This is a genomic window from Streptomyces aurantiaciflavus, assembly GCF_049808595.1.
Lineage (GTDB): Bacteria > Actinomycetota > Actinomycetes > Streptomycetales > Streptomycetaceae > Streptomyces.
The window spans coordinates 186,101-211,403 of sequence record NZ_JBNCAQ010000010.1 but is presented as its reverse complement, the minus strand read 5'-3'; the positions used below and the strand labels follow the sequence as shown (position 1 = coordinate 211,403).

The 25,303-nt window shown below is 71.7% G+C and carries 23 protein-coding genes and 1 tRNA gene; 14 read left to right on the top strand and 10 right to left on the bottom strand.

The features are described 5' to 3' along the window. Positions 1 to 329: 329 nt before the first annotated feature. Both ACPT94_RS14425 and ACPT94_RS14420 read right to left on the bottom strand, forming a co-directional pair. The gene (locus ACPT94_RS14425; RefSeq protein ID WP_360348118.1) at positions 330 to 1,166 is read right to left on the bottom strand and encodes a triphosphoribosyl-dephospho-CoA synthase; all 837 of its coding nucleotides are present in this window, start codon (positions 1,164 to 1,166) and stop codon (positions 330 to 332) included. 9 nt (positions 1,167 to 1,175) lie between these two features. Continuing rightward, positions 1,176 to 1,361, bottom strand: a complete 186-nt coding sequence (locus tag ACPT94_RS14420) for a hypothetical protein (protein WP_425245976.1) — start codon at positions 1,359 to 1,361, stop codon at positions 1,176 to 1,178. A 301-nt stretch (positions 1,362 to 1,662) separates the two neighbouring features. Between ACPT94_RS14420 and ACPT94_RS14415 the strand changes: the two genes are divergently transcribed. The 3 genes from ACPT94_RS14415 to ACPT94_RS14405 all read left to right on the top strand — a co-directional run bounded on the left by ACPT94_RS14415 (position 1,663) and on the right by ACPT94_RS14405 (position 5,890). After that, positions 1,663 to 2,031, top strand: a complete 369-nt coding sequence (locus tag ACPT94_RS14415) for a hypothetical protein (RefSeq protein WP_360348112.1) — start codon at positions 1,663 to 1,665, stop codon at positions 2,029 to 2,031. A gap of 205 nt (positions 2,032 to 2,236) precedes the next feature. Next, complete coding sequence (locus tag ACPT94_RS14410; RefSeq protein ID WP_425245975.1) at positions 2,237 to 3,574, top strand: hypothetical protein; 1,338 nt, start codon at positions 2,237 to 2,239, stop codon at positions 3,572 to 3,574. Positions 3,575 to 4,066: 492 nt separating this feature from the next. Continuing rightward, the gene (locus ACPT94_RS14405) at positions 4,067 to 5,890 is read left to right on the top strand and encodes a glycoside hydrolase family 15 protein (protein WP_425245974.1); all 1,824 of its coding nucleotides are present in this window, start codon (positions 4,067 to 4,069) and stop codon (positions 5,888 to 5,890) included. Here ACPT94_RS14405 and ACPT94_RS14400 read toward each other — a convergent pair. Continuing rightward, positions 5,838 to 7,145, bottom strand: coding sequence for a chloride channel protein (locus ACPT94_RS14400; protein ID WP_360348103.1), 1,308 nt, complete (start codon positions 7,143 to 7,145; stop codon positions 5,838 to 5,840). The genes ACPT94_RS14405 and ACPT94_RS14400 overlap by 53 nt on opposite strands. Positions 7,146 to 7,417: 272 nt before the next feature. Here ACPT94_RS14400 and ACPT94_RS14395 point away from each other — a divergent pair, with 272 nt between their 5' ends. Then, the gene (locus ACPT94_RS14395; protein WP_425245973.1) at positions 7,418 to 7,738 is read left to right on the top strand and encodes a hypothetical protein; all 321 of its coding nucleotides are present in this window, start codon (positions 7,418 to 7,420) and stop codon (positions 7,736 to 7,738) included. Between the two features lie 43 nt (positions 7,739 to 7,781). On the opposite strand, the gene ACPT94_RS14390 is transcribed toward ACPT94_RS14395, so the two are convergent. Continuing rightward, positions 7,782 to 8,234 carry an ATP-binding protein gene (locus ACPT94_RS14390; protein WP_425245972.1) on the bottom strand — a complete coding sequence of 151 codons (453 nt, stop codon included), beginning with the start codon at positions 8,232 to 8,234 and terminating at the stop codon, positions 7,782 to 7,784. Between the two features lie 242 nt (positions 8,235 to 8,476). On the opposite strand from ACPT94_RS14390, the gene ACPT94_RS14385 reads away from it, so the two are divergent. The 9 genes from ACPT94_RS14385 (at position 8,477) to ACPT94_RS14345 (ending at position 18,361) form a co-directional block, all read left to right on the top strand. Then, on the top strand, positions 8,477 to 9,325 hold the full coding sequence (locus tag ACPT94_RS14385) for a hypothetical protein (RefSeq protein ID WP_425245971.1): 849 nt from the start codon (positions 8,477 to 8,479) through the stop codon (positions 9,323 to 9,325). Positions 9,326 to 9,464: 139 nt separating this feature from the next. Next, on the top strand, positions 9,465 to 10,211 hold the full coding sequence (locus tag ACPT94_RS14380; RefSeq protein WP_360348181.1) for a YcnI family copper-binding membrane protein: 747 nt from the start codon (positions 9,465 to 9,467) through the stop codon (positions 10,209 to 10,211). An 81-nt stretch (positions 10,212 to 10,292) separates the two neighbouring features. Further along, positions 10,293 to 10,943 carry an SCO family protein gene (locus tag ACPT94_RS14375; protein ID WP_360348092.1) on the top strand — a complete coding sequence of 217 codons (651 nt, stop codon included), beginning with the start codon at positions 10,293 to 10,295 and terminating at the stop codon, positions 10,941 to 10,943. Then, positions 10,940 to 11,389, top strand: coding sequence for a copper chaperone PCu(A)C (locus ACPT94_RS14370; RefSeq protein WP_360348089.1), 450 nt, complete (start codon positions 10,940 to 10,942; stop codon positions 11,387 to 11,389). Before ACPT94_RS14375 ends, ACPT94_RS14370 begins: the two co-directional genes overlap by 4 nt. A 13-nt stretch (positions 11,390 to 11,402) precedes the next feature. Next, entirely contained in the window at positions 11,403 to 13,382 is a 1,980-nt protein-coding gene (locus ACPT94_RS14365) for a copper resistance CopC/CopD family protein (protein ID WP_425245970.1), read from the top strand. 8 nt (positions 13,383 to 13,390) lie between these two features. Continuing rightward, positions 13,391 to 14,674 carry an iron uptake transporter deferrochelatase/peroxidase subunit gene (efeB, locus tag ACPT94_RS14360; protein WP_425245969.1) on the top strand — a complete coding sequence of 428 codons (1,284 nt, stop codon included), beginning with the start codon at positions 13,391 to 13,393 and terminating at the stop codon, positions 14,672 to 14,674. A gap of 95 nt (positions 14,675 to 14,769) precedes the next feature. After that, positions 14,770 to 15,702: a prephenate dehydratase gene (gene pheA / locus ACPT94_RS14355; RefSeq protein ID WP_360348080.1), complete on the top strand. Its 933-nt coding sequence runs from the start codon at positions 14,770 to 14,772 to the stop codon at positions 15,700 to 15,702. 566 nt (positions 15,703 to 16,268) lie between these two features. Beyond that, complete coding sequence (serS, locus tag ACPT94_RS14350) at positions 16,269 to 17,546, top strand: serine--tRNA ligase (RefSeq protein ID WP_360348077.1); 1,278 nt, start codon at positions 16,269 to 16,271, stop codon at positions 17,544 to 17,546. After that, positions 17,543 to 18,361 carry an HAD family hydrolase gene (locus tag ACPT94_RS14345; RefSeq protein WP_360348074.1) on the top strand — a complete coding sequence of 273 codons (819 nt, stop codon included), beginning with the start codon at positions 17,543 to 17,545 and terminating at the stop codon, positions 18,359 to 18,361. The genes serS and ACPT94_RS14345 overlap by 4 nt, the downstream gene beginning before the upstream one ends. A 315-nt stretch (positions 18,362 to 18,676) precedes the next feature. Here the strand turns inward: ACPT94_RS14345 and ACPT94_RS14340 are convergent. The 6 genes from ACPT94_RS14340 to ACPT94_RS14315 form a co-directional block, all read right to left on the bottom strand. Then, positions 18,677 to 18,782: transfer RNA gene (locus tag ACPT94_RS14340), tRNA-OTHER, on the bottom strand. Between the two features lie 345 nt (positions 18,783 to 19,127). Beyond that, positions 19,128 to 19,307 carry an SGM_3592 family protein gene (locus ACPT94_RS14335; RefSeq protein ID WP_360348178.1) on the bottom strand — a complete coding sequence of 60 codons (180 nt, stop codon included), beginning with the start codon at positions 19,305 to 19,307 and terminating at the stop codon, positions 19,128 to 19,130. Positions 19,308 to 19,547: 240 nt separating this feature from the next. After that, entirely contained in the window at positions 19,548 to 20,267 is a 720-nt protein-coding gene (locus ACPT94_RS14330) for an ABC transporter permease subunit (protein WP_360348071.1), read from the bottom strand. Between the two features lie 10 nt (positions 20,268 to 20,277). Further along, positions 20,278 to 21,189, bottom strand: a complete 912-nt coding sequence (locus ACPT94_RS14325) for an ABC transporter ATP-binding protein (protein ID WP_360348068.1) — start codon at positions 21,187 to 21,189, stop codon at positions 20,278 to 20,280. After that, positions 21,186 to 22,094, bottom strand: coding sequence for an ABC transporter permease (locus ACPT94_RS14320; RefSeq protein WP_360348065.1), 909 nt, complete (start codon positions 22,092 to 22,094; stop codon positions 21,186 to 21,188). Before ACPT94_RS14320 ends, ACPT94_RS14325 begins: the two co-directional genes overlap by 4 nt. Further along, entirely contained in the window at positions 22,084 to 23,049 is a 966-nt protein-coding gene (locus ACPT94_RS14315; protein ID WP_360348175.1) for an ABC transporter ATP-binding protein, read from the bottom strand. The genes ACPT94_RS14320 and ACPT94_RS14315 overlap by 11 nt, the downstream gene beginning before the upstream one ends. Before the next feature lie 449 nt (positions 23,050 to 23,498). On the opposite strand from ACPT94_RS14315, the gene ACPT94_RS14310 reads away from it, so the two are divergent. Further along, complete coding sequence (locus tag ACPT94_RS14310) at positions 23,499 to 25,271, top strand: SDR family oxidoreductase (protein WP_425245968.1); 1,773 nt, start codon at positions 23,499 to 23,501, stop codon at positions 25,269 to 25,271. Positions 25,272 to 25,303: the final 32 nt, after the last annotated feature.

Genomic DNA, 25,303 nt, shown 5'->3' with positions numbered 1-25,303 from the left:
GCGACGCCGGGGGCCGTGCCGCGCGCGTGGACGGCGACGCCGGGGGCCGTGCCGCGCGCGTGGAGGGCGACGCGGGGGGCCGACCTGGCCTGGCGGCGCGCCGTCGTCGTCGTAGGGCCCGCCTCCAGGACCGCGGGGGCTTCCGCGCGGCCCGGTGATCCACGGCGGATCCACGAGGTGCGCGCCCGCCGCGAACCCGGGCTCCCCCACGCCCCAACACACCACAGGCTCCCGCGCGTGCCGACCGGCGCCCAGGGCGGCCGACAGGGCACCGGGCCGCGGCCTCTCTGCCGGCCTGCCGCGGCCTCCCTGCCGGCCTGCCGCGTCGATCAGGCGGCACCCGCGTGGGCGAGGACCGGCAGGGAATCCACGAACAGCGCGCCTGCCAGGAGGCCCGCGCTTCCGCGGGGGCTCCAGGCGCGGGTGTGGAGGTCCGTGTCGAGGGAGGCGAGGGCCTCGCGGCCTGCCCTGGTCGATGTGCCGCCCGCTTCCAGGACCGCGCGGGCGCCTGCCTGGACGTGGCGCAGGCCGGCCGGGCCCGCGGTGTGGAGGAGTTCGGTGTCCTGGAGGGTGGACATGACGGTGAGGAGGGCGTCGAGGCGGGCCTGGGGCTCGGTGGCGCCGGCGGTGCGGGCGGCGGCGAGGGCGTCCAGGGCCCGGCGGACGTGCGGGAAGCCGGCCCGGGCCTCGCCGCGGGCGCCGGCCGCGCCGTACCTCGCCGAGACCGTCGAGCCGCGGGACGGGCGTCGCGGGGCGCCACGGTCGGCGTGGGCGGCGATCCGTTTGGCGGTGGCGGTGACCTCGGCGCCCCGCGCGCGGGGGTCGAGGGCGGCCGCCGCGACCAGCAGCCCGAGCGTCCACAGCGCACCGCGGTGCCCGCCGCCGGCCAGGCCCACCGAGTGCTCGGTGGACCGGCCGATCGCGCCCAGCTCCGCGCGGAGCCGGGGCGTGGGTTCGCCGGTGCGGCGGGCGGCGGCGGCCATCGCCGCGAGGCCGGGCGCGAGCGCCTTGGCCGACCAGCGCAGGGCGCGGTGGTCCACGCGGGTGGCGCGGGCGGCGAGGTCACGCGGGTCGGGCAGCCCGGGTTTGGGGGCCAGGGCCAGTTGTCCGGTCAGCGCGGCCACGGCGGCCTGCGCGAGCGTCTCGTCGTCCTCGCGGCTCGTCATCGCCGTACCTCAGGAGGACGCCGACGCCGACGGGGCGTCGCTCGGCGGGGCGCCGGTCGGGGCACCGCTCGGCGCACCGTTGAGGGGCGTGCCGCTCTCGCCGTCACCGCTGCCGCCACCGGCTCCGCCGCTGCCGCCGGTCACCGGGAGGGCGCGGCGCCGGGTGATGGTCCTGTCTTTGTGGGTTCCCGTCATGGACACGGAACGTAGGAATGCCACCCGTCAGGGCCATGGGTCAACGCTGAGAGCCGGCTGTGAGTGCTGAGAAGGCTGAAACACGCCGGTGGCCGTCACCCCGGGTGCCGCCCGGCCGTCCCACCCCGTGGCCCGGCCGGGTGACAGGCCCGGCCGGACGGTGGTCGCGTGGCGTGCAGGTCCGTCCGGGATTCAGCCGACTGGTCCCGCATCAGATGACGGGGACCGGTGGTCACGGCAGCGTGAGCCGAAGAGGCCGCACACCTCCCGCCGGCCCCCGCACAGACGAGGACTCGTCGCCATGATCTGTCGTCGCCCCACCGGCCGCCGGGCCGGAGCCGTCGTCCTCCTGCTCGCCGCCGCGGGCTGCTCGGGCTCCGCCACGGGCACGATCGTCTACACCACGCCGGGCAAGAAGGAGGTGGTGATCCAGAGCCCGGCCGACGACAGGTGCCATCGACTGCCGGGCGGTGCGCATCGCGTGACCAACCACACGGTCGACGACATCCGGCTCTACGCCAACGAGCGCTGCGTGCTGACATCGGCCGGTGAGGACCAGAGCGGCCGGGTCGGCGGCGAGAGCTTCTATCTGGGCACGCAGCTGTCCGTCGCCTACACCCCGGGCCAGTCCCCGTGGCGGAGCTACCGCGTCATCGGCGGCGGCAGCTGAGTGCGGGGCAGGCATGCTCAGGACGCGGACTCGTCGAACAGCTCGCTCACGGCGTCACCTCTGGCGCTCGTGGGCCCTCTGGTGCTCGGGTGGCCTCTGATGCCATTGCATCACCGGACACCGGTCGTCGCACCCGGTGCGGGGTGTCACCCCGTCGGCCCCTCCCATCTCGCTCGGCGGCCCTGGCCGGGATCTCCTCGAAGGCATGACGAGCAGCGACACGCCCCCACCCGAGCCGGAGCGCCGGCCGGCGGCTCCTTCCGGCGATCAGCGTGCCTCGCGGCAGCACGGCGGCGAACTCGACGAGCTGCGGCGCCGGGTGAACGAGTTGGAGGGCGCCCGGCACGCGCCCAGGCACTGGCTCCGGGCGCTGGGTTCGGTCCTGCTGATCATCCTGGCGTCCGTGCTGGCGCTGCTCGCGGTGGTCGCCGTCTGGGCGAACAGCATCATCCGGGACACCGACCGCTATGTCGCGACCGTGGCGCCGCTGGCCTCCGATCCCGACGTGCAGGAGGCGGTCACGAACCGGGTCACCGACGTGGTGCTCCAGCAGATCGACGTGGACGCCCTGGTCGCGGAGCTCAGCAAGGCGGCGTCGCAGGAGGGTGTGCCGCCCAGGGTGGCGAGTCTCATCGGCGACCTGAGCGGTCCCATCACCAGCGGTCTGAAGGAGCTGGTGAGCACCACCGTGATGCGGGTGGTCTCCAGCAGCGCCTTCGAGAAGGCCTGGACGAACGCCAACCGCCGGGCCCACAACGCCGTGGACAAGGCACTGACGGGCACGTCGGACAGCGTGGTGACCTTGAAGAACGACCAGGTCGCCATCGACGTGGGACCGATCGTGGCCCAGGTGAAGGACCGGCTGGTCGATGCGGGGTTCGGGGCGGCGGCGAAGATCCCGGAGGTCCACACCGACTTCGTGGTGATCGAGGGGAAGGACGTCGGCGAGATCAAGTCGTATCTGCGGGTCCTGCAGATCATCGGCAACTGGCTGCCGATCGTCGCGGTGCTGATCGCCGCCGCGGGCGTGTTCCTGGCGTCCCATCGCCGGCGGGCGCTGATCGGGGCCGCGCTCGGGGTGTTCGCCGCCATGGTCGTACTGGGGGTGTGTCTCGCCGTCTTCCGCGCGGTGTACCTGGACCATCTGCCGCCGGGGACGAACTCGGACGCCGCGGGCGACGTCTACGACGCGCTGGTGAGGTTCCTGCGCTCCAGCCTGCGGGCCGTCGGAGCGCTGGCCCTGGTGACGGCTCTCGGGGCCTTCCTCGTCGGCCCGTCCCGAGTCGCCGTGTTCACCCGCAGCTTCTGTCGCAGGGGCATCGGCGCGGGACGGGACGTGGCCGCCTCGGCGGGGCTGCGGCTGGGCGCGGTGGGCCGGTTCGTGCACCGCTTCAAGCGGTGGATCGGCGCGCTGATCCTGGCGGTGGCCGCGATCGTCCTGTTCACCTGGAGCTATCCGACCACGATGGTCGTGATCTGGACGGCGGTGATCGTGCTGGCGGCCTTCGCGATCCGCGAGTTCCTGGACGCGCCCGCGTCCTGACGTCTCGCCAGTTCGGCGGGGTACGGCGCGCCTCGCCCTCAGCCGGAGCGGTAGCCCTTGTCCGGACCGAGGGCGTTCCACCGCAGCCTCGACCGGCATCGCCGCCGGCGCGGTCGCCGCACGCGAACCGCGGTGGCGCGGCGCCCGGGTACGCCCGAGTCGCCGGGTGCGACCTGCGGCGATACGTTGGTTGACGGACAGCAGCCGACCACTTCACCCGGCAGCACCGCCGACGACCGGCAGTCCCGGGATCCGGCCAACAGCTCGGCGACGGTGGGCCGTTGGCGCATGCGGCACGCCGATCCGGCGCCGACGGCCGTGTCGAGGGAGCCGTACGACGCCGTCGTGGAGCGACCGCGACGAGCAGGTCCCGCAACCCCACCGGGCACGGCGTGCGGCACGCACCCCGGAGGTCGAGAAGCACCACCGGGCCCTGGTCGACGCCGTCCGGCCGGGACGGGTGACCGCCGCAGCGGCCTGAAGGAGACTGCCATGGAACGCTACCCACCCATCGCCGACCACGGACTGATCGGGGATCTGCAGACCGCCGCGCTGGTGACCTCCGAAGGGGTGATCGACTGGTTCGCGGCACCGCGCTTCGACTCCCCGAGCGTCTTCGCGTCCCTGCTGGACCACGACGGCGGCGGCCACTTCCGGTTCGCGCCCACCTCCTCCGACGTGACACGCCGACAGCTCTACTATCCCGACACGGCCGGCGTCGTGACCCGCTTCATGTCTCCCGACGGGGTCGGTGAGGTCATCGACCACATGCCGGTCATCACGTCACGGACGCCGTCCGACCGGCACACGGTGGTACGCGTCGTACGGACGGTACGCGGCACCGTGCGCTTCGCCCTGGAGTGCCGCCCGCGCTTCGACTACGCCCGGGCCGACCACGCCCTCGAACTGACCGACCGGACCGCGACCTTCCGGGCTCCGGGGGCGACCGGGTACCTGCAGACCACCTTCCCGCTGGAGCGGGACGGCCGGGACGCCCGCGGCTCGGTCACGCTGGACGCGGGTCGGTCGGCCGCCGCCGTGTTCACCGTGTGCGGGCCGGACGGTGCACCACCGCCGCCGCCGACCGTGGACACGATCACCGAGGAAATATGGGACAACATCGACTTCTGGCAGCGCTGGGTGCGCACCTGCCGGTACCGCGGCCGCTGGCCGGACATGGTGAACCGCTCCGCCATCACCCTGAAACTGCTCACCTACGCCCCGACCGGCGCCCCGGTCGCCGCGGCGACGATGGGTCTGCCCGAGCAGGTCGGCGGCGAGCGCAACTGGGACTACCGCTACACCTGGGTGCGGGACGGCTCGCTGTCGGTGCGGGCGCTGCTCGACCTGGGATTCGTCGAGGAGGCCGAACAGTTCACCCACTGGCTCGGAGAGCGGCTGCGGGACCGCGCGGGCGCGGACGGGGAACCGCTGCAGATCATGTACCGGGTCGACGGCGACCCGCATCTGACGGAGGAGATCCTCGGCCACTTCGAGGGCTACCGCGGGTCCGGTCCGGTGCGGGCCGGCAACGCCGCCGCCGACCAGCTGCAGCTCGACATCTACGGCGAGGCCCTGTACGCCATGTCCGAGAGTGCCGAGGAGATCGGCCAGCAGGTGGGCTACCACGGCTGGAAGGGGCTCACGCGGCTGGTGGACTGGCTCGCGGACCACTGGGACCGGCCGGACGAGGGCATCTGGGAGACCCGCGGCGGACGCGAGGACTTCACCTACAGCCGCGTGATGTGCTGGGCCGCCTTCGACAACTGCCTGAAACTCGCCGAGAAGTTCAGCCGGCCGGCCGACACACAGCGCTGGACGCGGGCCCGCGACGCGATCCTGGAGGAGGTCATGGAGCGCGGCTGGAGCCAGAAGGAGCAGGCGCTGGTCCAGCACTACGGTGCCGACGTCCTGGACGCCTCGCTCCTGCTCGCGCCTCGCGTGGGTTTCATCGCCCCGCGCAGCCCGGGCTGGCTGTCCACCCTGGACGCCATGGACCACCGCCTCGTCTCCGACAGCCTGGTCTACCGCTACGACCCCGCGGCCTCCCCCGACGGACTGCGCGGCTCGGAGGGCACGTTCAGCCTCTGCACGTTCCTGTACGTCGACGCCCTGGCACGGGCCGGCCGCCTCCCGCAGGCCCGCTACACCTTCGAGAAGATGCACACGTACGCCAACCATGTCGGGCTGTTCGCCGAGGAGATCGGCCCCAGCGGCGAGCAACTGGGCAACTTCCCGCAGGCGTTCACCCATCTGTCGCTCATCATGGCCGCGACGACGCTCGACGAGGCGCTCGACCGGTCGGCCGCTCGCTGAACTCGGGGATCCGCGGGCCCTGCGGCAGCAGTTCGGTGAGGACGAAGGACACGACCGCCGCCAGCACCACCACCGGAACCGTCTCCACGTTGCCCAGCACGAGGACGACCAGCACCACGCTGCTGACGGGCAGCCGCAGGGCCGCGGCCGCCGACGCCGCCATCCCGGCCGCCATGGCCGGCACCAGGCCGAAGCCGGGCAGCGGCGCCAGCAGCGCGCCGACCGCCCCGCCCAGGAACAGCGCGGGGAAGACGGGACCGCCGCGCAGACTGCCCAGGCAGAGCGTGTACGCGAGGGCCTTGAACACCAGCACCGCGACGAGGGCGCCCACCGACCAGGCATGCGGATCGGAGGCCAGCTGTCCGAGGGTGGCCTGCCCGGACAGGGCGACCTCGGACGGCGAACGGCCGGTGGCGACCGTGTAGAGGGCGATGCAGGCCGCCGCCCCGAGCGCGCACAGGGTGGTGTTCCGTACCGTCCGCGACGCGACGAAGCCGGCGGTGAGCCGCCCGCCCGCGAAGACGCAGTGGATGAGCAGCGCGATGGCGGGCGCCATCAGCAGCACCCACAGCACGTCCCCGGCGTCGAGCCGCGGCGCCTTCGGCAGCCCGATGTGCAGACTCCCGGTCTGCAGGCCGGTCCAGCGGCCGAACCCGGTGAACACCACCGCCCCGACTCCGCTGGACAGCAGGGCGGGCAGCATCACCGCGAAGAGCCGCGGCCCGCCCACCCCGACCACCTCCATCAGCAGCACCGCTCCCACCAGCGGGTTCCCGAAGAGCGCCGAGATGGCCGCGGCGGCACCGGCGGCGCCTAGCAACGCCGTGCCCGCCTCGGTCCGCGGCGCCCGTACGAGACTCGCGAACAGCAGGGCGAGTCCGCCGCCCAGGGCGATCAGGGGCGCCTCCGGGCCCAGCACGGCGCCGAGCGGCAGGCCGGCCAGGGCGGCGAGGACGACACCGGGCAGCGCGTCGCGTGTGGTACCGCCCGGGTGCAGGCCGCCCGCCGGGATGTGACCGCCCCGCCCGGGCAGCCGTGTGACCACCAGGCCGACGATCACACCCGCCACGAGCAGCAGGGGGAAGCTCCACCACCAGGGGGCCTGCCGCAGGCCCAGATCCCTGGGCCAGTCCGTCCACACCAGCTCCGCCAGCTCGTGGATCGCCACGAGGAACCAGAACCCGATCAGCGAGACCGGGATGCCGACCAGTCCGCAGAACACCAGCGTCCTGCGGTACTCGGGCCGGCGCAGCATGTTCCGCAGCTGCTCGGCCTCCTGGGGCTGGTTCCCCGGCGCGGACGCGTCCGCTTCCGGCTTCGTCCCGGCGATGGCGTCCTCCTGAGGTGCTGAACCCGGCGCGGGGCGCGGACGGCGCGGCGGACGGCACGGCGGGCGACGCAAAGGTGCCCGGCGGCTGCCGCTGCGCTGTCCCCACGCCCTGGATAGGGTGGACACAAACAGTAGGAAACCCTGCCATAGCACTCCGGTGACGCGTCTACGACCGGCCGGTGGAACGGGTGGCAACCATGACCGCATCAACCGTCAGCGCACAGGACACCGGCCTCCGCGAGTCCGAGGCTCCGCAAGCGGGGGCGGCATCCGGCAAGGCCGCCGCGGCAGCCGACCGCGCCGTCGCGCACAACGCCGTGGCCCTCGACGTACTCGGCCGGCGTCTCGAGCTGCCGCCGCCCGACCAGCTGGCGTTTCTCGCGGGCGTCGGCGTACTGGCCGCGCTGGAGATCATCGAATGGCCCGTGGCGCTCGTGCTGTCGATCGGGCACCAACTCGCCCACAGCCATCACGGCCGCCTGCTGCGCGAGTTCGGCAACGCCCTGGAAGAAGCCTGAGTCCCGCCGCGACCGGCCCCGCCCCTGAGCACGCCCCTGAGCGCTACACCGCCATCAGCGGTGCGTCCTTGCGCCACTTGAGGATCTTGTCGAAGCTCACCACCGCACCCGTCCGCCCCGGCTTGTTGCCGATGTGGACGTGGTCGGCGAGCTCCTGAATGAGGAACAGACCGCGGCCCGCCTCGGCGTCGGTGTGGACGGGGGCCGGGCGGCTGGTGCGTTCGCCGGTGAAGCCGGGGCCGGAGTCGGCGACCTCGATACGGCACTTCTCGCCGTCGAGGTAGGCGGTGACGCGGTACGCCTCCGAACAGTCGCCGTGCGCGGTGTCCCCGCCGTACTCGACGGCGTTGGCACAGGCCTCGCTCAGGGCGACGGACAGATCGTAGGAGACGTCCGGGTCGACGCCCGCCGTCTCCATCGTGCCGAGCAGCAGGCGCCGGGCGAGCGGCACGCTCGCGGCCTCACGCCGCAGATGGAGTGACCACCAGATGCTCATGCTCCAGCCTCCTGGCCGCGGCTCGACATACCGATACGTATTGCCGCCCCGGACCGTAAGTAAGCGTGCTTTCCGCGTGATGCCTCCCATATGGGGGATGCGCGGCAGGCCGAATCGGTGTATGGGGGGATTCAACGGCACCAGTCGTATCAGTCACACCAGAGGGTGATCTTCCGCATCGTCAGGGATGTTGTGGACCTGCTGTGTGGACGTCGTCGGGGCAGTGCGATGATGAGCCCGCCATGACTGACCCCCACCAGCGCACGGCGCGCTCCGGAGGTTCTCTCCGGTTGTTGCGGGCCGCGGTGTTCTCCGCGGTCTGCGTCGTGCTGGCCGGGGCCGGTCACACCATGGCCTCCTGCGCCTCGGTTCCGCTGTGGACGCTGGGCGCCGGATTCCTGGGCGTCCTCGCGGTCGTGGTGCCGCTCGCCGGGCGCGAACGGTCGCTGCCGGGCATCGCGGCACTGCTCGCCGTCGGACAGACCGTGCTGCACACGCTGTTCGGGCTCGGACAGCACGGCACGGCGGCCGTGACCTCGACGGCCACGACTGTCTCCGACGCCGCGCTGGTCGAGCGGGCCGCACGACTGCTCTGCGGAACCACGGCGGCGGCGATCAGTCCCGCCCAGGCGCAGCGGATCCTCATCGACGCACGGGTCTACGACCCCGGCGCCGGCGCCGGCGACGGCGTGGCCGGCGCCGGGGGCATGGAGGCCATGCACCATCCCGCCGACGCCCTGTCCGGCGTCGGCTCGTCGGTGTCGCTGCTGCCGTCCCTGCCGATGCTGCTCGGCCATGTCCTCGCGGCCGTCGCCGCCGGCTGGCTGCTGCGGCGCGGTGACGTGGCCCTGCTGCGCCTGATGCGCCTGTCGGCGCACGGCGTCGCCGAGGGCGCGTGCGTGCGCTCCCTGCGCGGGGCGCTCGCGCTGGTGCGTGCCCTGCTCGCGGGGCTGCCCGCGGCGCCCGAGTGGGGCTCGCGCACCCCGCGCACCGCCCCGCTCGCGCGCCCCCGGCCGCCGGCTCGCGCACTCCGGCACACGGTGATCAGGCGCGGTCCGCCGACCGCCGCCGCACTCGTTCTCGCTGCCTGACGCGACGCGACCAGCACTCCACCACACGGGGGGACGGCCGCCGTCGTGCGGCACGCGCGTGTGCGCGCGTTTCCCGCGCTCACGCCTCCTCACCGTCGGACTCACTCAGAGTGGAGTGCTCGCTGTCATGAAGCCTGTCCTGAAGGCCTCCCGTCTCGCCGCCGCCGCTGCCGTCGCCGGCTCCGCCGTCCTCGTCCTGTCCGCGCCCGCCTTCGCGCACGTCACCGTGCAGCCGGAGGGCACGGCCGCCAAGGGCGGCTACGCGGTGGTGAACTTCCGCGTCCCGAACGAGCGCGACAACGCCTCGACCACCAAGCTGGAGATCAACTTCCCGACCGACACCCCGCTCTCCTCGGTGCTGCCGCAGCCGATCCCCGGCTGGAAGATCGACGTCACCAAGAGCAAGCTCGCCAAGCCGCTGGAGGTGCACGGGCGGCAGATCTCCGAGGCCGTCTCCAAGGTCACGTGGACCGCCGAGGGCAAGGGCATCGAGCCCGGCTTCCTCCAGCAGTTCCCGGTCTCCATGGGCGTGCTGCCCGAGAAGGCCGACCAGGTCGTCTTCAAGGCGATCCAGACGTACTCCAACAAGGAGGTCGTGCGCTGGATCGAGGTGCAGGAGAAGGGCGGCGAGGAGCCCGAGAACCCGGCCCCGGTGCTCGCGCTGGCCGACGCCTCCGAGGACGGCCACTCCCACGGCTCGTCCGCCGAGGACGCCTCCGACGAGTCCGACGACGCCAAGGCCGCCGCCGCGACGACCGAGGCCTCCGACTCCTCCGGCGGCAGCGACACCACCGCCCGTGTCCTCGGCATCGTCGGCATCGTCGTCGGCGCCGCCGGCGTCGGGTACGGCGTGCTCGCCGGCCGACGCCGGGCCGACGCCTCCTGACCTCACCCGTACGCGGTGCGCACCGGGGCCGTCAGTGGCCCCGATGCGCACCGGAATGAATCACATATGGGACATATCTCCATGCGTAAGAAGACGTTCGCCGCGGCCGCGCTGCTCGCCGCGGCCACCCTCACCCTCTCCGCCTGCGGCAGCGGCGACAGCGACTCCAGCCCCGTCGCCGCCGTCTCCGAGGACAGCTCGAAGCAGGCCGCGACCGTACTCGACCAGCCCTTCACCAAGCCGAACCTCGTCCTGACCGACACCCAGGGCAAGAAGTACGACCTCCGCAAGGAGACCGCCGGGCACCCGACGCTGCTGTACTTCGGCTACACCCACTGCCCGGACGTCTGCCCGCTGACGATGAACAACATCGCCGTCGCGAAGAAGCAGCTGCCCAAGGCGGAGCAGGACGCGCTGCGTGTCGTGTTCGTCACCACCGACCCGGCCCGCGACACCCCGGCCGCGCTCGGCGCCTGGCTGAACGGCATCGACTCGCAGGTGGTGGGCCTGACCGGAGACTTCACGACCATCCAGACCGCCGCACGCACCGTGGGCATCTCCATCGAGCCGCCGCACAAGGACAAGAACGGCAAGATGGTCTCGACGCACGGCACCCAGGTCATCGCCTTCTCCCCGAAGACGAACGGCGGTTACCTTCTCTACGGCGAGGGCGTCACGGTCGACCAGTACGCCAAGGACCTCCCCAAGATCGTCAAGGGGCAGAACCCGTGAGGCGGTTCGCCGTCTGCGCCACCGCCCTGACCGGGGTCCTGGTCCTCGCGGGCTGCGGCTCCGACGACTCGGCCGCCGAACTGTCCGTGAGCTCCGTCTACATGCCGCAGCCGGTCTCCGACGACATGGCGGCCGGCTTCCTGACAGTCAGCAACAAGGGCGGGACGAAGGACGAGTTGACCTCCGTGACCAGCGATGTCGCGGGCAGCGTCACCGTCCACCAGACCGTCGGCGGGACGATGGAGGAGGCCGACTCCCTCGACGTCCCCGCCCACGGCCGGCTCGTGCTCGCCAGCGGAGGGAACCACCTGATGTTCGAGAAGCTGAAGCACAAGCCGATGCAGGGCGAGAAGGTGACCGTGGAACTGCACTTCGCCGAGTCCGGAACCGTCGTGGTCGAGATGCCGGTGAAATCCGCCACCTACACCCCACAGACCGGGCACTGAGAGAGGCACCGCCTTGACCCAGACCATCGCTCCCAGAGTCCGGATGCTGGTGCTGCTGTTCCTGGCCGTCACCGGCGCACTCCTCGCCGGCGCCGGGCCGGCCTCCGCGCACGCCGCGCTGACCGGCAGCGACCCCGCTCAGGGGGCGGTGGTCGACAAGGCGCCCACCCAGGTGTCGCTGACCTTCTCCGAGCAGGTCTCGACGACCGACGACGCGCTGCGCGTCCTCGATCCCAAGGGCACCCGCGTCGACACCGGCAAGCCCTCCAACGTCAGCGGCACCACCTACGCCGTGCAGCTGCACTCGGGGCTGCCCGACGGCACGTACACGGTGACCTACCAGGTGGTGTCCGCCGACAGCCATCCCGTCGCCGGCGCCTACACGTTCTCCATCGGCTCCCCGTCCAAGACCAGCGTCTCGGTCTCCGCGCAGCAGGCCGGCGGCGGAGTCGTCGGCGGACTGTACGGCTTCGGGCGGTATGTGTCGTACGCCGGGTTCATCGTCATGGTCGGCGGCGGCGCCTTCGTCCTGGCCTGCTGGCAGCGCGGCAGCGGCGAGCGGGCCGTGCAGCGGCTCGTCGTCTCCGGCTGGCTCGCGCTCACCGCGGCCACCCTGTTCCTGCTGCTCCTGCGCGGCTCCTACACCGGCTCCGGCAAGATCGGTGACGTCTTCGACCTCGATCTGCTCGGGCAGGTCCTGCAGACGAAGACGGGCGCCGCGCTCGTCTCCCGGCTGCTGCTGCTCGCCGCGGCCGCGCTGTTCATCGCCGTCCTCTTCGGCGCCTATGACAAACGCGAGGACGAGGAGAAACGGGACCTGACGTTCGGACTCGCCATCGGCGGCACGGTCGTGGCGGCCGGGCTCGCGGCGAGCTGGTCGATGGCCGAGCACGCCTCGACCGGGCTGCAGCCGGGCATCGCGATGCCGGTGGACGTCGTCCATCTGCTGGCCGTCGCCGCGTGGCTGGGCGGGCTGAGCGCCCTCCTCGTGGCGCTGTACCGGGCGCGGACCCCGGTCGAGGCCCCGGCCGTCCGCCGGTTCTCGCAAGTCGCCTTCGGCAGTGTCCTCGCCCTGGTCGCGACCGGCGTCTACCAGTCGTGGCGCCAGCTCGGCTCCTGGTCGGCCTTCACCGACACCCGCTACGGACAGCTCCTGCTCGTCAAGATCGGACTGGTCGCGCTGCTCGTCGGCATCGCCTGGATCTCCCGGCGATGGACGACCCGGCTCGCCACGACGGCTGCGGACACGACGGCTGCGGACACGACGGCCGATACCGCGTCGGCCGATACGGCGTCGGCGGCGCCGAGCGAGGAGAAGGCGACCGCTGCGGAGACCACCGCCGCGGTCAAGGAGCCCGCTGCCGTCAAGGCGTCCTCCGGTGGGGCCGGAGCGGATTCCGGCACCGGAGACACCGAGCGGGCCACACAGCTCGCCCGGCAGCGGGCCGCCGTCGAGGCCGCGCGGCAGAAGCAGCGGCGCGAAGCCGACCCGAACCGCTTCGGCCTGCGCCGCTCGGTGCTCGCCGAGGCCGGCGTCGCCGTCGTGCTGCTCGCCGTGACCACCGTGCTGACGTCCACCGAGCCCGGCCGCACGGAACTGGATGCCAAGGCGGCCACGGCGGCCTCGTCGTCGTCCGCGGCGGACGCCTCGGGGGCCCTGACCCTCGACATGTCCTTCGACACCGGCGGCACCGACGGCAAGGGCGTGGTCAGCGTGGACCTCGACCCCGCGCGGGCCGGCGCCAACGAGATGCACGTCTATGTCACCCGGCCCAACGGCCGCGCCTTCGACGTCCCCGAGGTGAAGGTCGCCTTCACCCTCGAAGCCCAGAAGATCGGGCCGCTGTCCGTGACCCCCGACCACATCACCACCGGCCACTGGTCGGCGAACGGAGTGCAGATCCCGGTGGCCGGCGAATGGAAGATCGCCGTGACCGTACGGACCTCCGACATCGACCAGGTGACCGTCTCCAAGAACGCGCAGATCGGCTGAACCGCACCATGCCCGACCAGACCCTTCCGGAGACCCCGACCCCGGAGAAGCCCCAGTCCCCCGAGGCCCCCGCACCGGCCCTGAGCCGGCGCAAGCTGCTCGGCACCGCCGGGGCCACCGGGCTCGTGCTCGGCGCCGCGGGCGGGGCCACCGGCTATGCCGCCGCGCCCGCGCAGGCGACGCCCCTGTCCACGATCGGATCCGAGCGGGCGATGTTCCACGTGAAACATCAGCCCGGCATCACCCAGGGCCTCCAGGCCCGCGGCCACCTCATCGCCTTCGACCTGGCGGCCGGCGCGGGCCGCAAGGAGGCCGCCGCACTGCTGCGCCGCTGGTCGGAGACGGCCCGGCGGCTGATGGCGGGCGAGGCCGCCCCGCACGACGACACCGACGTGGCCCGGGACGCCGGTCCTTCCTCGCTGACGATCACCTTCGGCTTCGGCCACAGCTTCTTCGCCCGCACCGGCCTGGAGAAGCAGCGCCCGATCGCCCTGGACCCGCTGCCCGACTTCTCCTCCGACCAACTGGACAAGTCGCGCAGCAACGGCGACCTGTGGGTGCAGATCGGCGCGAACGACGCCCTGGTCGCCTTCCACGCCCTGCGCGCGATCCAGAAGGACGCGGGCAGCGCCGCTCGCGTGCGCTGGCAGATGAACGGCTTCAACCGCACTCCGGGCGCCACCGCCCATCCCATGACGGCTCGCAACCTCATGGGCCAGATGGACGGCACCCGCAATCCCAAGCCGACCGACGCCGACTTCGAGAAGCGGATCTTCGTGCCGGCGTCCGGTTCGAACGACCCTGCCTGGATGGCCCACGGCTCCTACGCCGTCGTACGCCGTATCCGCATGCTCCTCGACGACTGGGAGCAGCTGTCGGTCAAGGCCCAGGAGCAGGTCATCGGGCGCCGCAAGTCCGACGGGGCGCCCCTGTCCGGAGGCACCGAGACGACCGAGATGGACCTGGAGAAGACCGACGCCAACGGCGATCTGGTCGTCCCGCTCAACGCTCACGCCCGGATCACCCGCCCCGACCAGAACGGGGGGGCGGCGATGCTGCGGCGGCCGTTCTCGTACCACGACGGCATCGACGCGGACGGGGTGCCGGACGCGGGGCTGCTGTTCATCTGCTGGCAGGCGGATCCGCTGCGCGGCTTCGTCACCGTGCAACGCAAGCTGGACCGCGGGGACGCGCTGTCGAAGTACATCCGCCACGAGACGAGCGGGCTGTTCGCGGTGCCGGGCGGGGCGGCGGAGGGGGAGTACGTGGGGCAGCGGTTGCTGGAGGGGTGAGACACGCCGGGCTCGGGTCACGCAGGTTCACTCCCCTGAGGGTTCGGCGTGAGATGTGTGCGCTGGGGTTTGGCAAGGGCCATTAGGGTGAGGTCATGCCAGCGAGCTACGCCTACCTCGGCCCGGAGGGCACCTTCACGGAGGTCGCCCTGCGCACGCTTCCCGAAACCGCCACCAGGCAGCTGATCCCGTACGTGTCCGTGCAGTCCGCGCTGGACGCGGTGCGGACCGGTGAGGCCGAGGCGGCGTTCGTGCCGATCGAGAACTCCGTCGAGGGCGGGATCACCACCACCCTCGACGAGCTGGTCGCGGGCGCGCCGCTGATGATCTACCGCGAGGTGCTGCTGTCGATCACCTTCGCGCTGCTGGTCCGGCCCGGCACCGAGCTGTCGGACATCAAGACGGTCTCCGCGCATCCGGCCGCGCAGCCGCAGGTGCGCAACTGGCTGAAGGCGAACCTGCCGGACGCCGTCTGGGAGTCGGCCGCCTCGAACGCCGACGCCGCCCGCCTGGTCCAGGAAGGCCGCTACGACGCCGCCTTCGCGGGCGAGTTCGCGGCCGCCCGGTACGGCCTCGAGGCCCTGGAGACCGAGATCCACGACGCGGAGAACGCGCAGACGCGGTTCGTGCTGGTGGGCCGCCCGGCCCGGCCAGCGGCGCCGACCGGTGCCGACAAGACGTCCGTGGTGCTGTGGCAGCGCGACGACCACCCGGGCGGGCTGCGCGATCTGCTGGGCGAGTTCGCGACCCGTGGCATCAACCTCATGGTGCTGCAGTCCCGGCCGACCGGCGCCGGCATCGGCAACTACTGCTTCTGCATCGACGCCGCCGGCCACATCACCGACCGCCGCATGGCCGAGGCGCTCATGGGGCTGAAGCGGATCTGCCACGATGTGCGTTTCCTCGGGTCGTACCCGCGCGCGGACGTGACGGCGGCGGATGTGCCGGCCCCGTCGGCCGGGACCTCCGACGGGGAGTTCGTGGCGGCGGCGGACTGGGTGGCGCGCTGCCAGGACGGCCGGTTCTAGGCAGCCGGAGGTCCGGTCGGGCTGACGGAGGCCGGCCGCGGGCAGACGTCGGCCTGTTCCGGGCAGACGTCGACCTGTTCCGGGCAGACGGAAGCCGCCTTGCGGCCGGTCGGATCTGCATATCTTCGTTATCCACAGGCGTTATCCACAGGGCGGCTTCTCGACCTGGGGACAAGTCGACAACGAAGTGCCATCGAGTCGACAAATCGCTCCTCGGCGGGCAAGCACGACTTTCGCCGCGGAGATCGCCCTTCGTCCACCCGCTTCCTTCGATCAACCCGTTGGGGCTACCTCTTTCCACCCGAAAGTGGGTGTGTACAGGGTTTGACCAAGGAATTGCACGTCGTGTGAGCTGCGCTCGGAATGATCCATTCCGATGTCCACAGATCTTTCGCACAGCCTGTGGATAACTCCCCGAGAGTGTGGATTCCTGTGGACAACGCGACCTCGAAGTCCCGCGCCGAACAGAGAAATCGAGTCAACGCAATCGCCTCATAACGTTACGCAAGGCGTGTTCCTCAATAGTGAGTCGTGGGCCGTCATCCCGCACCGGTAGCCTTGAGCACGTGATTGACCTTCGCCTGCTCCGTGAGGACCCCGACCGTGTGCGCGCGTCCCAGCGCGCCCGTGGAGAGGACGTCGCACTCGTCGACGCTCTCCTGTCTGCCGACGAGCGGCGCAGGTCGTCCGGCGTCCGTTTCGACGAGCTGCGCGCCGAGCAGAAGCAGCTCGGCAAGCTCATCCCCAAGGCCTCCGCGGACGAGAAGGCCGAGCTCCTCAAGCGCGCCGAACAGCTCAAGGCCGACGTCAAGGCGGCCGAGGCCGAGCGCGACGCGGCGGACAACGAGACTCAGGAGCTGGTCCTCCAGCTCGGCAACCTCGTCCACCCCGACGTGCCCGTCGGCGGCGAGGAGGACTTCGTCACGCTGGAGACCCACGGCGAGATCCGCGACTTCTCCGCCGAGGGTTTCGAGCCCAAGGACCACCTGGAGCTCGGCCAGCTCCTCGGCGCGATCGACGTCGAACGCGGTGCGAAGGTCTCGGGCTCGCGCTTCTACTTCCTGACGGGTGTGGGCGCCCTCCTGGAGCTGGCGCTCGTGAACGCCGCGATCGCGCAGGCCACGGCGGCCGGCTTCACACCGATGCTGACCCCGGCGCTGGTGCGCCCCCAGTCCATGGCGGGCACCGGCTTCCTCGGCCAGGCGGCCCAGGACGTCTACCACCTCGACAAGGACGACCTCTACCTCGTCGGCACCTCCGAGGTCCCCCTCGCCGCGTACCACATGGACGAGATCATCGACGCCGAGCGGCTGCCGCTGCGCTACGCCGGTTTCTCGCCCTGCTTCCGCCGCGAGGCCGGCTCGCACGGCAAGGACACCCGGGGCATCTTCCGCGTGCACCAGTTCGACAAGGTCGAGATGTTCACGTACGTCACTCCCGAGGACTCGCAGGCCGAGCACCAGCGCCTGCTGGAGTGGGAGAAGCAGTGGCTGACCTCGCTGGAGCTGCCGTTCCGCGTGATCGACGTCGCCACCGGTGACCTGGGCTCGTCGGCCGCCCGCAAGTTCGACTGCGAGGCGTGGATCCCGACCCAGGGCAAGTACCGCGAGCTGACCTCGACCTCGGACTGCACCGAGTTCCAGTCCCGCCGCCTGCAGATCCGCGTCCGCGAGGGCAAGCAGGTCCGCCCGCTGGCCACGCTCAACGGCACGCTGTGCGCCGTTCCGCGCACCATCGTGGCGATCCTGGAGAACCACCAGCAGGCCGACGGCTCCGTGCGCGTGCCCGAGGTGCTGCGTCCGTATCTCGGCGGCCGAGAGGTCCTGGAGCCGGTGGCCAAGTGAGCGAGACCGCTCCCGCCACGGGTTTCCCGTACCGACTGATCGCGACCGACCTCGACGGCACGCTGCTGCGCTCCGACGAGTCGATCTCGCGGCGTACCCGTGACGCCCTCGCCGCGGCCACCGCGGCGGGGGCGGCCCACATCGTCGTGACCGGCCGCTCGGCCCCCTGGACCCGGCACATCCTCGACGACCTCGGCTACGACGGCCTCGCGGTCTGCGGCCAGGGCTCCCAGGTCTACGACGCCGGCGCGCACCGCCTGCTGACGGCGGTGACGCTGGACCGGCAGCTGGCCGGCCTGGCACTCGCCAAGATCGAGGCGGAGGTCGGCCCGCTGTACCTGGCGGCGAGCCGGGACGGGCTGGAGGGCGAGATACTGGTCGGCCCCGGTTACGGTGTCACCGGGAAGCTTCCGGTGACACCGTTCACGGACGCGTCGGACCTCTGGACGGCCCCGCTGAACAAGATCTACATACAGCACCCGGACCTCTCGGACGACGAGCTGGCCGAGGCGGCCCGCCAGGCCGCGGGCGGCTTCGTCAGCGTCGCGATGGCCGGCGAGGGCATAGTGGAGCTCCTCCCCCTCGGCCTGTCCAAGGCCACGGGCCTGTCCCTCGCCGCCCGCCGCATGGGCCTGAAGGCCGCCGACACGATCGCCTTCGGCGACATGCCCAACGACATCCCGATGTTCGCCTGGTCAGCCAGGGGCGTGGCCATGGCCAACGCCCACCCCGAACTGCAGGCGGTGGCCGACGAGGTGACGACCTCGAACGAGGACGACGGCATCGCGGTGGTGTTGGAGAGGTTGCTGGGCTGACGGGCTGACGGGCTCCGGGCTGACGGGCTCCGGGCTCCGGGCTCCGGGCTCCGGGCTCCGGGCTCCGGGCTCCGGGCTCCGGGCTCCGGGCTCCGGGCTCCGGGCTCCGGGCTCCGGGCTCCGGGCTCCGGAGCGCAACGATCGCCGCAGGCGATCAGGGGCGCGGGATGGTACCGATCCGCGGCTCCGCCGCGTGGGCGTGATCCGCCCCACCGCCGCCGCACCCGAACAACCACCCCAACCTCTCAGCACCCCGGGCCCTTCTCGCCATACCCCCAGTCAAGAAACCGGCCCAGTCCCAGTGACAACGTTCCGCGGAGGATGCACGGATCGAACGTGCGCGGGCTTTCCAGGCCCGACCACGACTTGCTCCTGATGGGACACAGCGCAAGCCGGTGCCTTACCACTCGGCCAATCCTCCGGGTGGGCGGCCTCACGCGAGAGCGACATCGCGTGCTCGAAGCGGCCGCCCCGGGCAGCTCCCCGTGCGGGGCGGACTCGGACGGAGTGGGTAACTACTCCGGAGCCCGCCGCGGGCTGCCCTGACGGGAGCTGGACGTACTGCCGTGCATGGACAATCGCCCCGCTCCTCTCCCAGTACGTGACGCCGGTTTTGTCCCGGCGCTGCGGACACGACAACTGTGCCTTCCGGACGAGTTGGACGCCACCGAATAAAACGTGTGTGTGAGTGGCGGGGTTCGCCCGGGAGGGTCGGCCGGGCGGGGGAAGACGACCGAAGCCGAGCCGGGTCGACGCCGTACGGCGCCTACCGGCGGCGCCACCTGCGCCGGCGCGCCTTACTGAAGAACCAGCCCGCCGGGGGCTCGTCCGAGCGCCACGGCTGCGGCTCGGGCTCCTCGTTGCGCCAGCGGGCGGCGAGCATCCGGGCGCGGGCGGACGGCTCGGAAGTCTCGGCGGCCCGTACGAAGTCCTCGTCGAGGACCAGGTCGTCCCAAGTCCCGTCCGAGGTCCCGTCCGAAGTCCGGTCCGAAGTCCAATCGGACGCCCCGCCCGTGGTCCGGTCCGGCGTCTCCTCCCCGGACCGCCCGCGGCCGTCGCGCTCACGACCACCGAACTGCGCCGCCTCGTCAGCCATCCCGACCTCCTGCCGTCCTCGCGGCCGTATCCGTTCGCCCAGTGTGCCCGGACAGGGGTGAAGCCCCTGTCAAGAACCCTCCGCCGGCGTCTACTCCTCGCCCGCCAGCGTCAGCGCCCGCAGCTTCTGTCCCGCGTACCAGGTGGCCAGCACGGTCACCGCGACCAACAGGACGGTCGCCGTGGTCAGTCCGACGTCCGAGGTGACCATGTCCCCGCCGGCGACCTTGTGGGCGACGGCCAGCGACCACTGCTGGACGCTGAGCGTGCGCGCGCCCGGCACCAGGGATCCGAACAGGGCCTCCCAGACAAGGGCGTAGACGAGGCCGAAGACGACCGCGTGCCGCGACACCGTGCCCAGCAGCAGGAAGAGCGCGGCGTAGGCGATGGAGGAGACCAGCGCGGCCACCGTGTAGGCGACGGCGATCTGCTGGCCGTTGCCGTTGAGGATGAAGCCGGCGATCAGGGTGGGCAGCGCGGAGAACACCATCGTGACGGCTATCGCGACGATGAGCTTGGTGAAGATGATCGTCGGCCGCTTCAGCGGCTTGGACAGCAGGTACACCACCGATCCGTCGTCGATCTCCGGGCCGATCGCGCCCGTGCCGGCGACGACGCCGATGATCGGCACCATGGTGGCGAGCGCGAGCCCGCCCAGCAGGTCGGACGCCGTCTGGTCGTCGGCGCCGGCCAGGGCGCGCACGACCAGGGAGATCGCGATCAGCAGCAGCGGCAGTGCGCCGAGAATGAGGGCCCGGCGGCGGCCGAGCAGGGCCCGGTACGTGAGTCGGGCGACTGTGGGGTCGTACATCTTCGGCCTCCTACGCCGCGACCAGGTACGAGAAGACGGACTCGAGGGACTCGTCGGACGGCGAGACCGTGAGCAGGCGGATGCCGTGGTCACGCGCCACTCTCGGCAGCAAGGCCGTGAAGCGGCCGAAGTCGACGGCCTGGACGCGCAACGCGCCCTCCGCCAGGTCGACTTCGATGCCGGACGTCGACGGGTCGGCGATCAGCGCGGCCGCGAGGGCACGGTCGTCGCTGGAGCGCACCAGGTAGCGGTGCGGGCGGTCGGTCATCAGGCGGCGGATCTTGCGGAAGTCACCGCTGGCCGCATGGCGTCCGGCGACGACGACCTCGATGTGCCAGGCGAGCTGCTCGACCTCTTCGAGGATGTGCGACGAGAACAGCACCGTGCGGCCCTCGTCGCCCATGCGCCGCAGCAGGTCCATCAGCTGCATGCGCTGGCGCGGGTCCATGCCGTTGAAGGGCTCGTCGAGCAGCAGCAGTGAAGGGTCGTGGACGAGGGCGCTCGCCATCTTCACGCGCTGGCGCATGCCCTTGGAGTACGTGGCGATCTTGCGGTCCTGCGCGTACTCCATCTCGACCGTGGCCAGCGCCTTCTGCGCGGCCTTGGCGCCCAGGCCGTGCAGCTCGGCGTTGGCGACGACGAACTCGCGGCCGGTGAGGAAGTCGTACATCGCCTCGCGCTCGGGGACGATGCCGATGTGCTTGTAGATGGCCTCGTTGCGCCAGACCTGCCGGCCGTCGAGGGTGACGGTGCCGGTGGACGGGGCGAGGAAGCCGCCCATCATGTTGATGAGGGTGGACTTTCCGGCGCCGTTGGGGCCGAGCAGGCCGGTGACGCCGGGGCCGATGGTCATGGTGATGTCGTTGACGGCGACCACGTTGCCGAACCAGCGGGAGACATGGTCGAGGGAGAGCGTGGTCACAGTCCCACCTTCTTGTAGCGGCGCATCAGGAGGCCGTAGCTCGCGGCGATCAGACCCAGGGCGACGAGGACGTAGACCACGCCCTCCCCGTGGGACGGGCCGACCCCGCCCGGGAAGGCGGAGGCGGCGCCCAGGAAGGCCGACTGCACCCCGTCGATGAGAGTGATCGGCGAGAAGAGGCCTATCCACGGGACCGCGCTGGTGCTGCCCTGGGCGTCGGCGATGGCCTGGAGCGTGGAGACCGCGCCGTAGGAGATGGTCAGGACGGCGATGACGGCCGCGATGCCGAAGCCGCGGCGCGGGGTGACCGCGGCGATGACGAGGCCGAGGCCGGCGAAGAGCAGGGAGAGCAGGGCCACGGAGACGAGTCCCTGGGCGAACCCCTTGGTCTGGTCGGTGAAGTCGAGCTTGGCCAGCAGGGCGCCCACATAGAGCACCAGCAGGGGTGCGGCGGTGAGGATGAACATCGCCGAGGCGAGCGCGGCGAACTTGGCGCGGACGTAGTCGGCGGTCTCGATCGGCCGCGAGAAGTACAGCGGCACGGTCTTGAAGCGCAGGTCGCGCGAGACGGACTGGGGCGCCTGGGAGGCTACGTACAGGCTGATGACGGCCTGGAAGAAGATCGCGTATTCGGTGTAGTCGACGGGCAGTTCGCCGGCTTTCGTGGCGACCGCGACGGCGACCATGATGGCCGCGGGCACGCACATCACCACGAACAGCAGCATGGGCAGCACCTTGGACTTCACCGAGCGGCCGAGGCCGTAGGCGCCGCGCAGGGACTGCGAGTAGAGGGAGCGGCGGGCGTAGGCACGGCCCAGGCGCGGGCCGTCGTAGCTGCGATAGCCGATGTTGTGGATGCGGGTCTGGTCACCCGAGGGTCGTGCTACGGGGTGCTCAACTGCCATGGCCGACCGCCTCCTTCCGCTGCTCGTCGCTGTCCTTGAAGACCTCCGAGATGTGGTGTCGGCGCTGCTCCATGCGGACCAGGCCGAGACCGAGATCGGCGACCACGTCCCGCACCAGGTCGTACGTCTCCTCGCCCTGCGCGGTCAGCAGCAGGATGTGGCCGGCGCCCGGAAGGCCGCTGTCGGCGTCGAGGACGTCCACCCCGCGCGTGTGGAGCGCCTCGCGCACCGCGCGGGTGCCGTCGGGGTGCTCGTCGGTGTCGGTGACCTCGATGGCGAGGGTGGTCGTGGTCTGGGTGAAGTCGGTGGTGGAGCTGGAGCGCAGGAGCTTGCCGCCGTCGATGACGACGACGTGGTCGCAGGTGCGCTCCAGTTCGCCCAGCAGGTGGGAGGTGACCAGGACGGAGATGCCGAAGTCGGTGTGGATGCGGCGGATCAGGCCCAGCATCTCGTCGCGGCCGACCGGGTCAAGGCCGTTGGTCGGCTCGTCCAGGAAGACCAGCTGCGGGTCGTGGACGAGGGCCTGGGCCAGCTTCACGCGCTGCTTCATGCCGGTCGAGTAGCCGCCGATGGGGCGGTAGCGCTCCTCGTACAGGCCGACGTGGCGCAGTGTGTCGGCGGTGCGCTCGCGGGCGGCCGCCGGCGGCAGGCCGGACATACGGGCCATGTGCACGACGAACTCGGTGGCGGAGACGTCGGGCGGCAGGCAGTCGTGCTCCGGCATGTAGCCGACGCGCTCGCGGATGGCGGCGCCCTTGGTGGCGACGTCGAGGCCGAGCACCTCGGCGCGGCCCTCCGTGGCGGGCGAGAGACCCAGAAGGATCTTGATGAGCGTGGACTTGCCGGCTCCGTTGGCGCCGACGAGTCCGGTCACACCGGGCCCGACGTCCACGGACAGCCGGTCGAGAGCGGTCACCCGGGGGAACCGCTTGCTCAGGCTTTCGGTCGCGATCACAGTCACGTCTTCGAAGATAGTGACGCACGCCACGGAAATCGTCAGACCTCAGAGCCGTCTTCGGCTCAGACCTCAGATGTACGGGCCCGTAGGGGATCCCCTGCTTGAGAGTTACGGGCCGCCATCCACGGCTGGGTCCAGGCCCTATTGACGCTTCCTCTAACAGCTGCCAGATTCGGCGAGGTCCGTCACAGACACGTACCGCAGTCAGCGCGGACCGGGACACCCGGCCGGGACGGGAAGGCATGACGACGGCGCAGACGCGTGAACGCTTCTGCTGCGCGGGGGATTCCCGCGGAGGCGGCGTCTCGCCCAAGAGTGCCTCGAGGCGGTGGCGGCCCGGTTGCGGACCGGGTGCGCGCGGTTGTCGAAGGGCCCGCCTTCGGCCGGACGACGACGTGCCGCACGGGCGGCGCGGGACGGAATGGGAAGGCGGAGGGGAAGTGCCGATGCTGGAGGGTGCGCGCGAACGCCGGGTGCGGACCGGCGGGATCGAGCTGTGCGTCGCCGAGTTGGGGGACGCCGAGCGGCCGACGGTCGTCCTGGTGCACGGCTATCCGGACAGCAAGGAGGTGTGGTCCGAGGTCGCGTCCCGGCTGGCCGACCGCTTCCACGTGGTGCTGTACGACGTGCGGGGCCATGGTGCTTCCACCGCGCCCGAGCCGCTGCGGGGCGGGTTCACCCTGGAGAAGCTGACGGACGACTTCCTGGCGGTCGTGGACGCGGTCAGCCCCGGCCGGGCGGTGCACCTGGTGGGGCACGACTGGGGATCGGTGCAGGCCTGGGAGTTCGTCACGGTCGAGCGGACCCGAGGCAGGATCGCCTCGTTCACCTCGATGTCCGGCCCGTCCCTCGACCACTTCGGCCACTGGATCAACCGCCGTCTGAGGCGGCCGACTCCGCGCCGGGTCGGCCAACTCCTCGGCCAGGGCGCCAAGTCCTGGTACGTGTACGTGCTGCACACGCCGGCCCTGCCCGAACTCGCCTGGCGTGGCCCGCTGGGCAAGCGCTGGCCGGGCATCCTGCGGCGGCTGGAGAAGGTCCCTACCGGCAGCTACCCGACGCCGTCGCTCCCCAACGACGCGGCGAACGGCGCCTGGTTGTATCGCGACAACGTACGGGCCCGGCTGCGCCGCCCACGCCCGGACGCACACGCGCACGTACCCGTGCAGCTCATCACGCCTCTGGGCGACGCGTATCTCTCGGAACGGCTGTACGACGAACTGGAGCGGTGGGTCCCGCGGTTGACGCGGCGGACGCTCGCGGCGAAGCACTGGGTGCCGCGTACCCGCCCCGACCAGCTGTCGGCGTGGATCGGGGAGTTCGTCACCTCGGTGGAGGCCGAAGGCGACGGCGAGAAGGAGGCGGCGGCGACACCGAAAGCCACCGGCCCGTACGCTCAACGCTTCGGTGGACAGCTCGTGTTGGTCACCGGGGCGGGCAGCGGCATCGGGCGGGCCACGGCGTGCGCGTTCGCGGAAGCCGGTGCACGGGTGATCGCCGTCGATCTGGACGCGGAGAGCGCGGCCCGCACCGCCGAGATGTGCCTGCTGACCGGCGCGCCACAGGCCTGGCCGGAGACTGCGGACGTCTCCGACGAGCAGGCGATGGAGAAGCTCGCGTCGAAGGTCCAGGCCGAACTCGGCGTCGTGGACGTGCTGGTGAACAATGCGGGCACAGGGCTGGCGGGCTCGTTCTTCGACACCACGCCCGAGGACTGGCGCAAGGTCCTGGACGTCAACCTGTGGGGCGTCATCCACGGGTGCCGTCTCTTCGGCCGGCAGATGATCGACCGTGGCCAGGGCGGCCACATCGTCAACATCGCTTCTGCTGCCGCCTTTCAGCCCATCGGGGTGTTGCCCGCCTACAGCACCTCCAAGGCTGCGGTCCTGATGCTCAGCGAGAGCCTGCGCGCCGAACTGGCGGGCCGGGACATCGGCGTTACGGCGATCTGTCCCGGTCTGGTGAACACCGGCATCACGTCCAGGGCGAGGTTTGTCGGGGTCGACGCGGAGGAGGAGAGGCGTCGCCGGCAGCGGTCCACGCGCGCGTACGCGCTGCGCAACTACCCACCGGAGAAGGTCGCGCAAGCGGTTCTGCGCGCGGTGGCGCGCAACGAGGCGATGGTGCCCGTGACACCGGAGGCGCGAGGAGCGTATGCCCTGTCCCGGTTCGCGCCCGGGGTGTTGAGGCGGTTGGCGCGTGTGAAGCCGCCCCTGTAGGTCAGTTGGCCAAGTGATCGTGCGCCAGGTGA

What these genes read in the sequence shown, in the direction of transcription:
- ACPT94_RS14425 (WP_360348118.1), bottom strand. Translation starts at nt 1,166, where the DNA reads ATGACGAGCCGCGAGGACGACGAGACGCTCGCGCAGGCCGCCGTGGCC.
- ACPT94_RS14420 (WP_425245976.1), bottom strand. Translation starts at nt 1,361, where the DNA reads ATGACGGGAACCCACAAAGACAGGACCATCACCCGGCGCCGCGCCCTC.
- ACPT94_RS14415 (WP_360348112.1), top strand. Translation starts at nt 1,663, where the DNA reads ATGATCTGTCGTCGCCCCACCGGCCGCCGGGCCGGAGCCGTCGTCCTC.
- ACPT94_RS14410 (WP_425245975.1), top strand. Translation starts at nt 2,237, where the DNA reads ATGACGAGCAGCGACACGCCCCCACCCGAGCCGGAGCGCCGGCCGGCG.
- ACPT94_RS14405 (WP_425245974.1), top strand. Translation starts at nt 4,067, where the DNA reads ATGGAACGCTACCCACCCATCGCCGACCACGGACTGATCGGGGATCTG.
- ACPT94_RS14400 (WP_360348103.1), bottom strand. Translation starts at nt 7,145, where the DNA reads ATGCTGCGCCGGCCCGAGTACCGCAGGACGCTGGTGTTCTGCGGACTG.
- ACPT94_RS14395 (WP_425245973.1), top strand. Translation starts at nt 7,418, where the DNA reads ATGACCGCATCAACCGTCAGCGCACAGGACACCGGCCTCCGCGAGTCC.
- ACPT94_RS14390 (WP_425245972.1), bottom strand. Translation starts at nt 8,234, where the DNA reads ATGAGCATCTGGTGGTCACTCCATCTGCGGCGTGAGGCCGCGAGCGTG.
- ACPT94_RS14385 (WP_425245971.1), top strand. Translation starts at nt 8,477, where the DNA reads ATGACTGACCCCCACCAGCGCACGGCGCGCTCCGGAGGTTCTCTCCGG.
- ACPT94_RS14375 (WP_360348092.1), top strand. Translation starts at nt 10,293, where the DNA reads ATGCGTAAGAAGACGTTCGCCGCGGCCGCGCTGCTCGCCGCGGCCACC.
- efeB (WP_425245969.1), top strand. Translation starts at nt 13,391, where the DNA reads ATGCCCGACCAGACCCTTCCGGAGACCCCGACCCCGGAGAAGCCCCAG.
- pheA (WP_360348080.1), top strand. Translation starts at nt 14,770, where the DNA reads ATGCCAGCGAGCTACGCCTACCTCGGCCCGGAGGGCACCTTCACGGAG.
- ACPT94_RS14330 (WP_360348071.1), bottom strand. Translation starts at nt 20,267, where the DNA reads ATGTACGACCCCACAGTCGCCCGACTCACGTACCGGGCCCTGCTCGGC.
- ACPT94_RS14320 (WP_360348065.1), bottom strand. Translation starts at nt 22,094, where the DNA reads ATGGCAGTTGAGCACCCCGTAGCACGACCCTCGGGTGACCAGACCCGC.
- ACPT94_RS14310 (WP_425245968.1), top strand. Translation starts at nt 23,499, where the DNA reads ATGCTGGAGGGTGCGCGCGAACGCCGGGTGCGGACCGGCGGGATCGAG.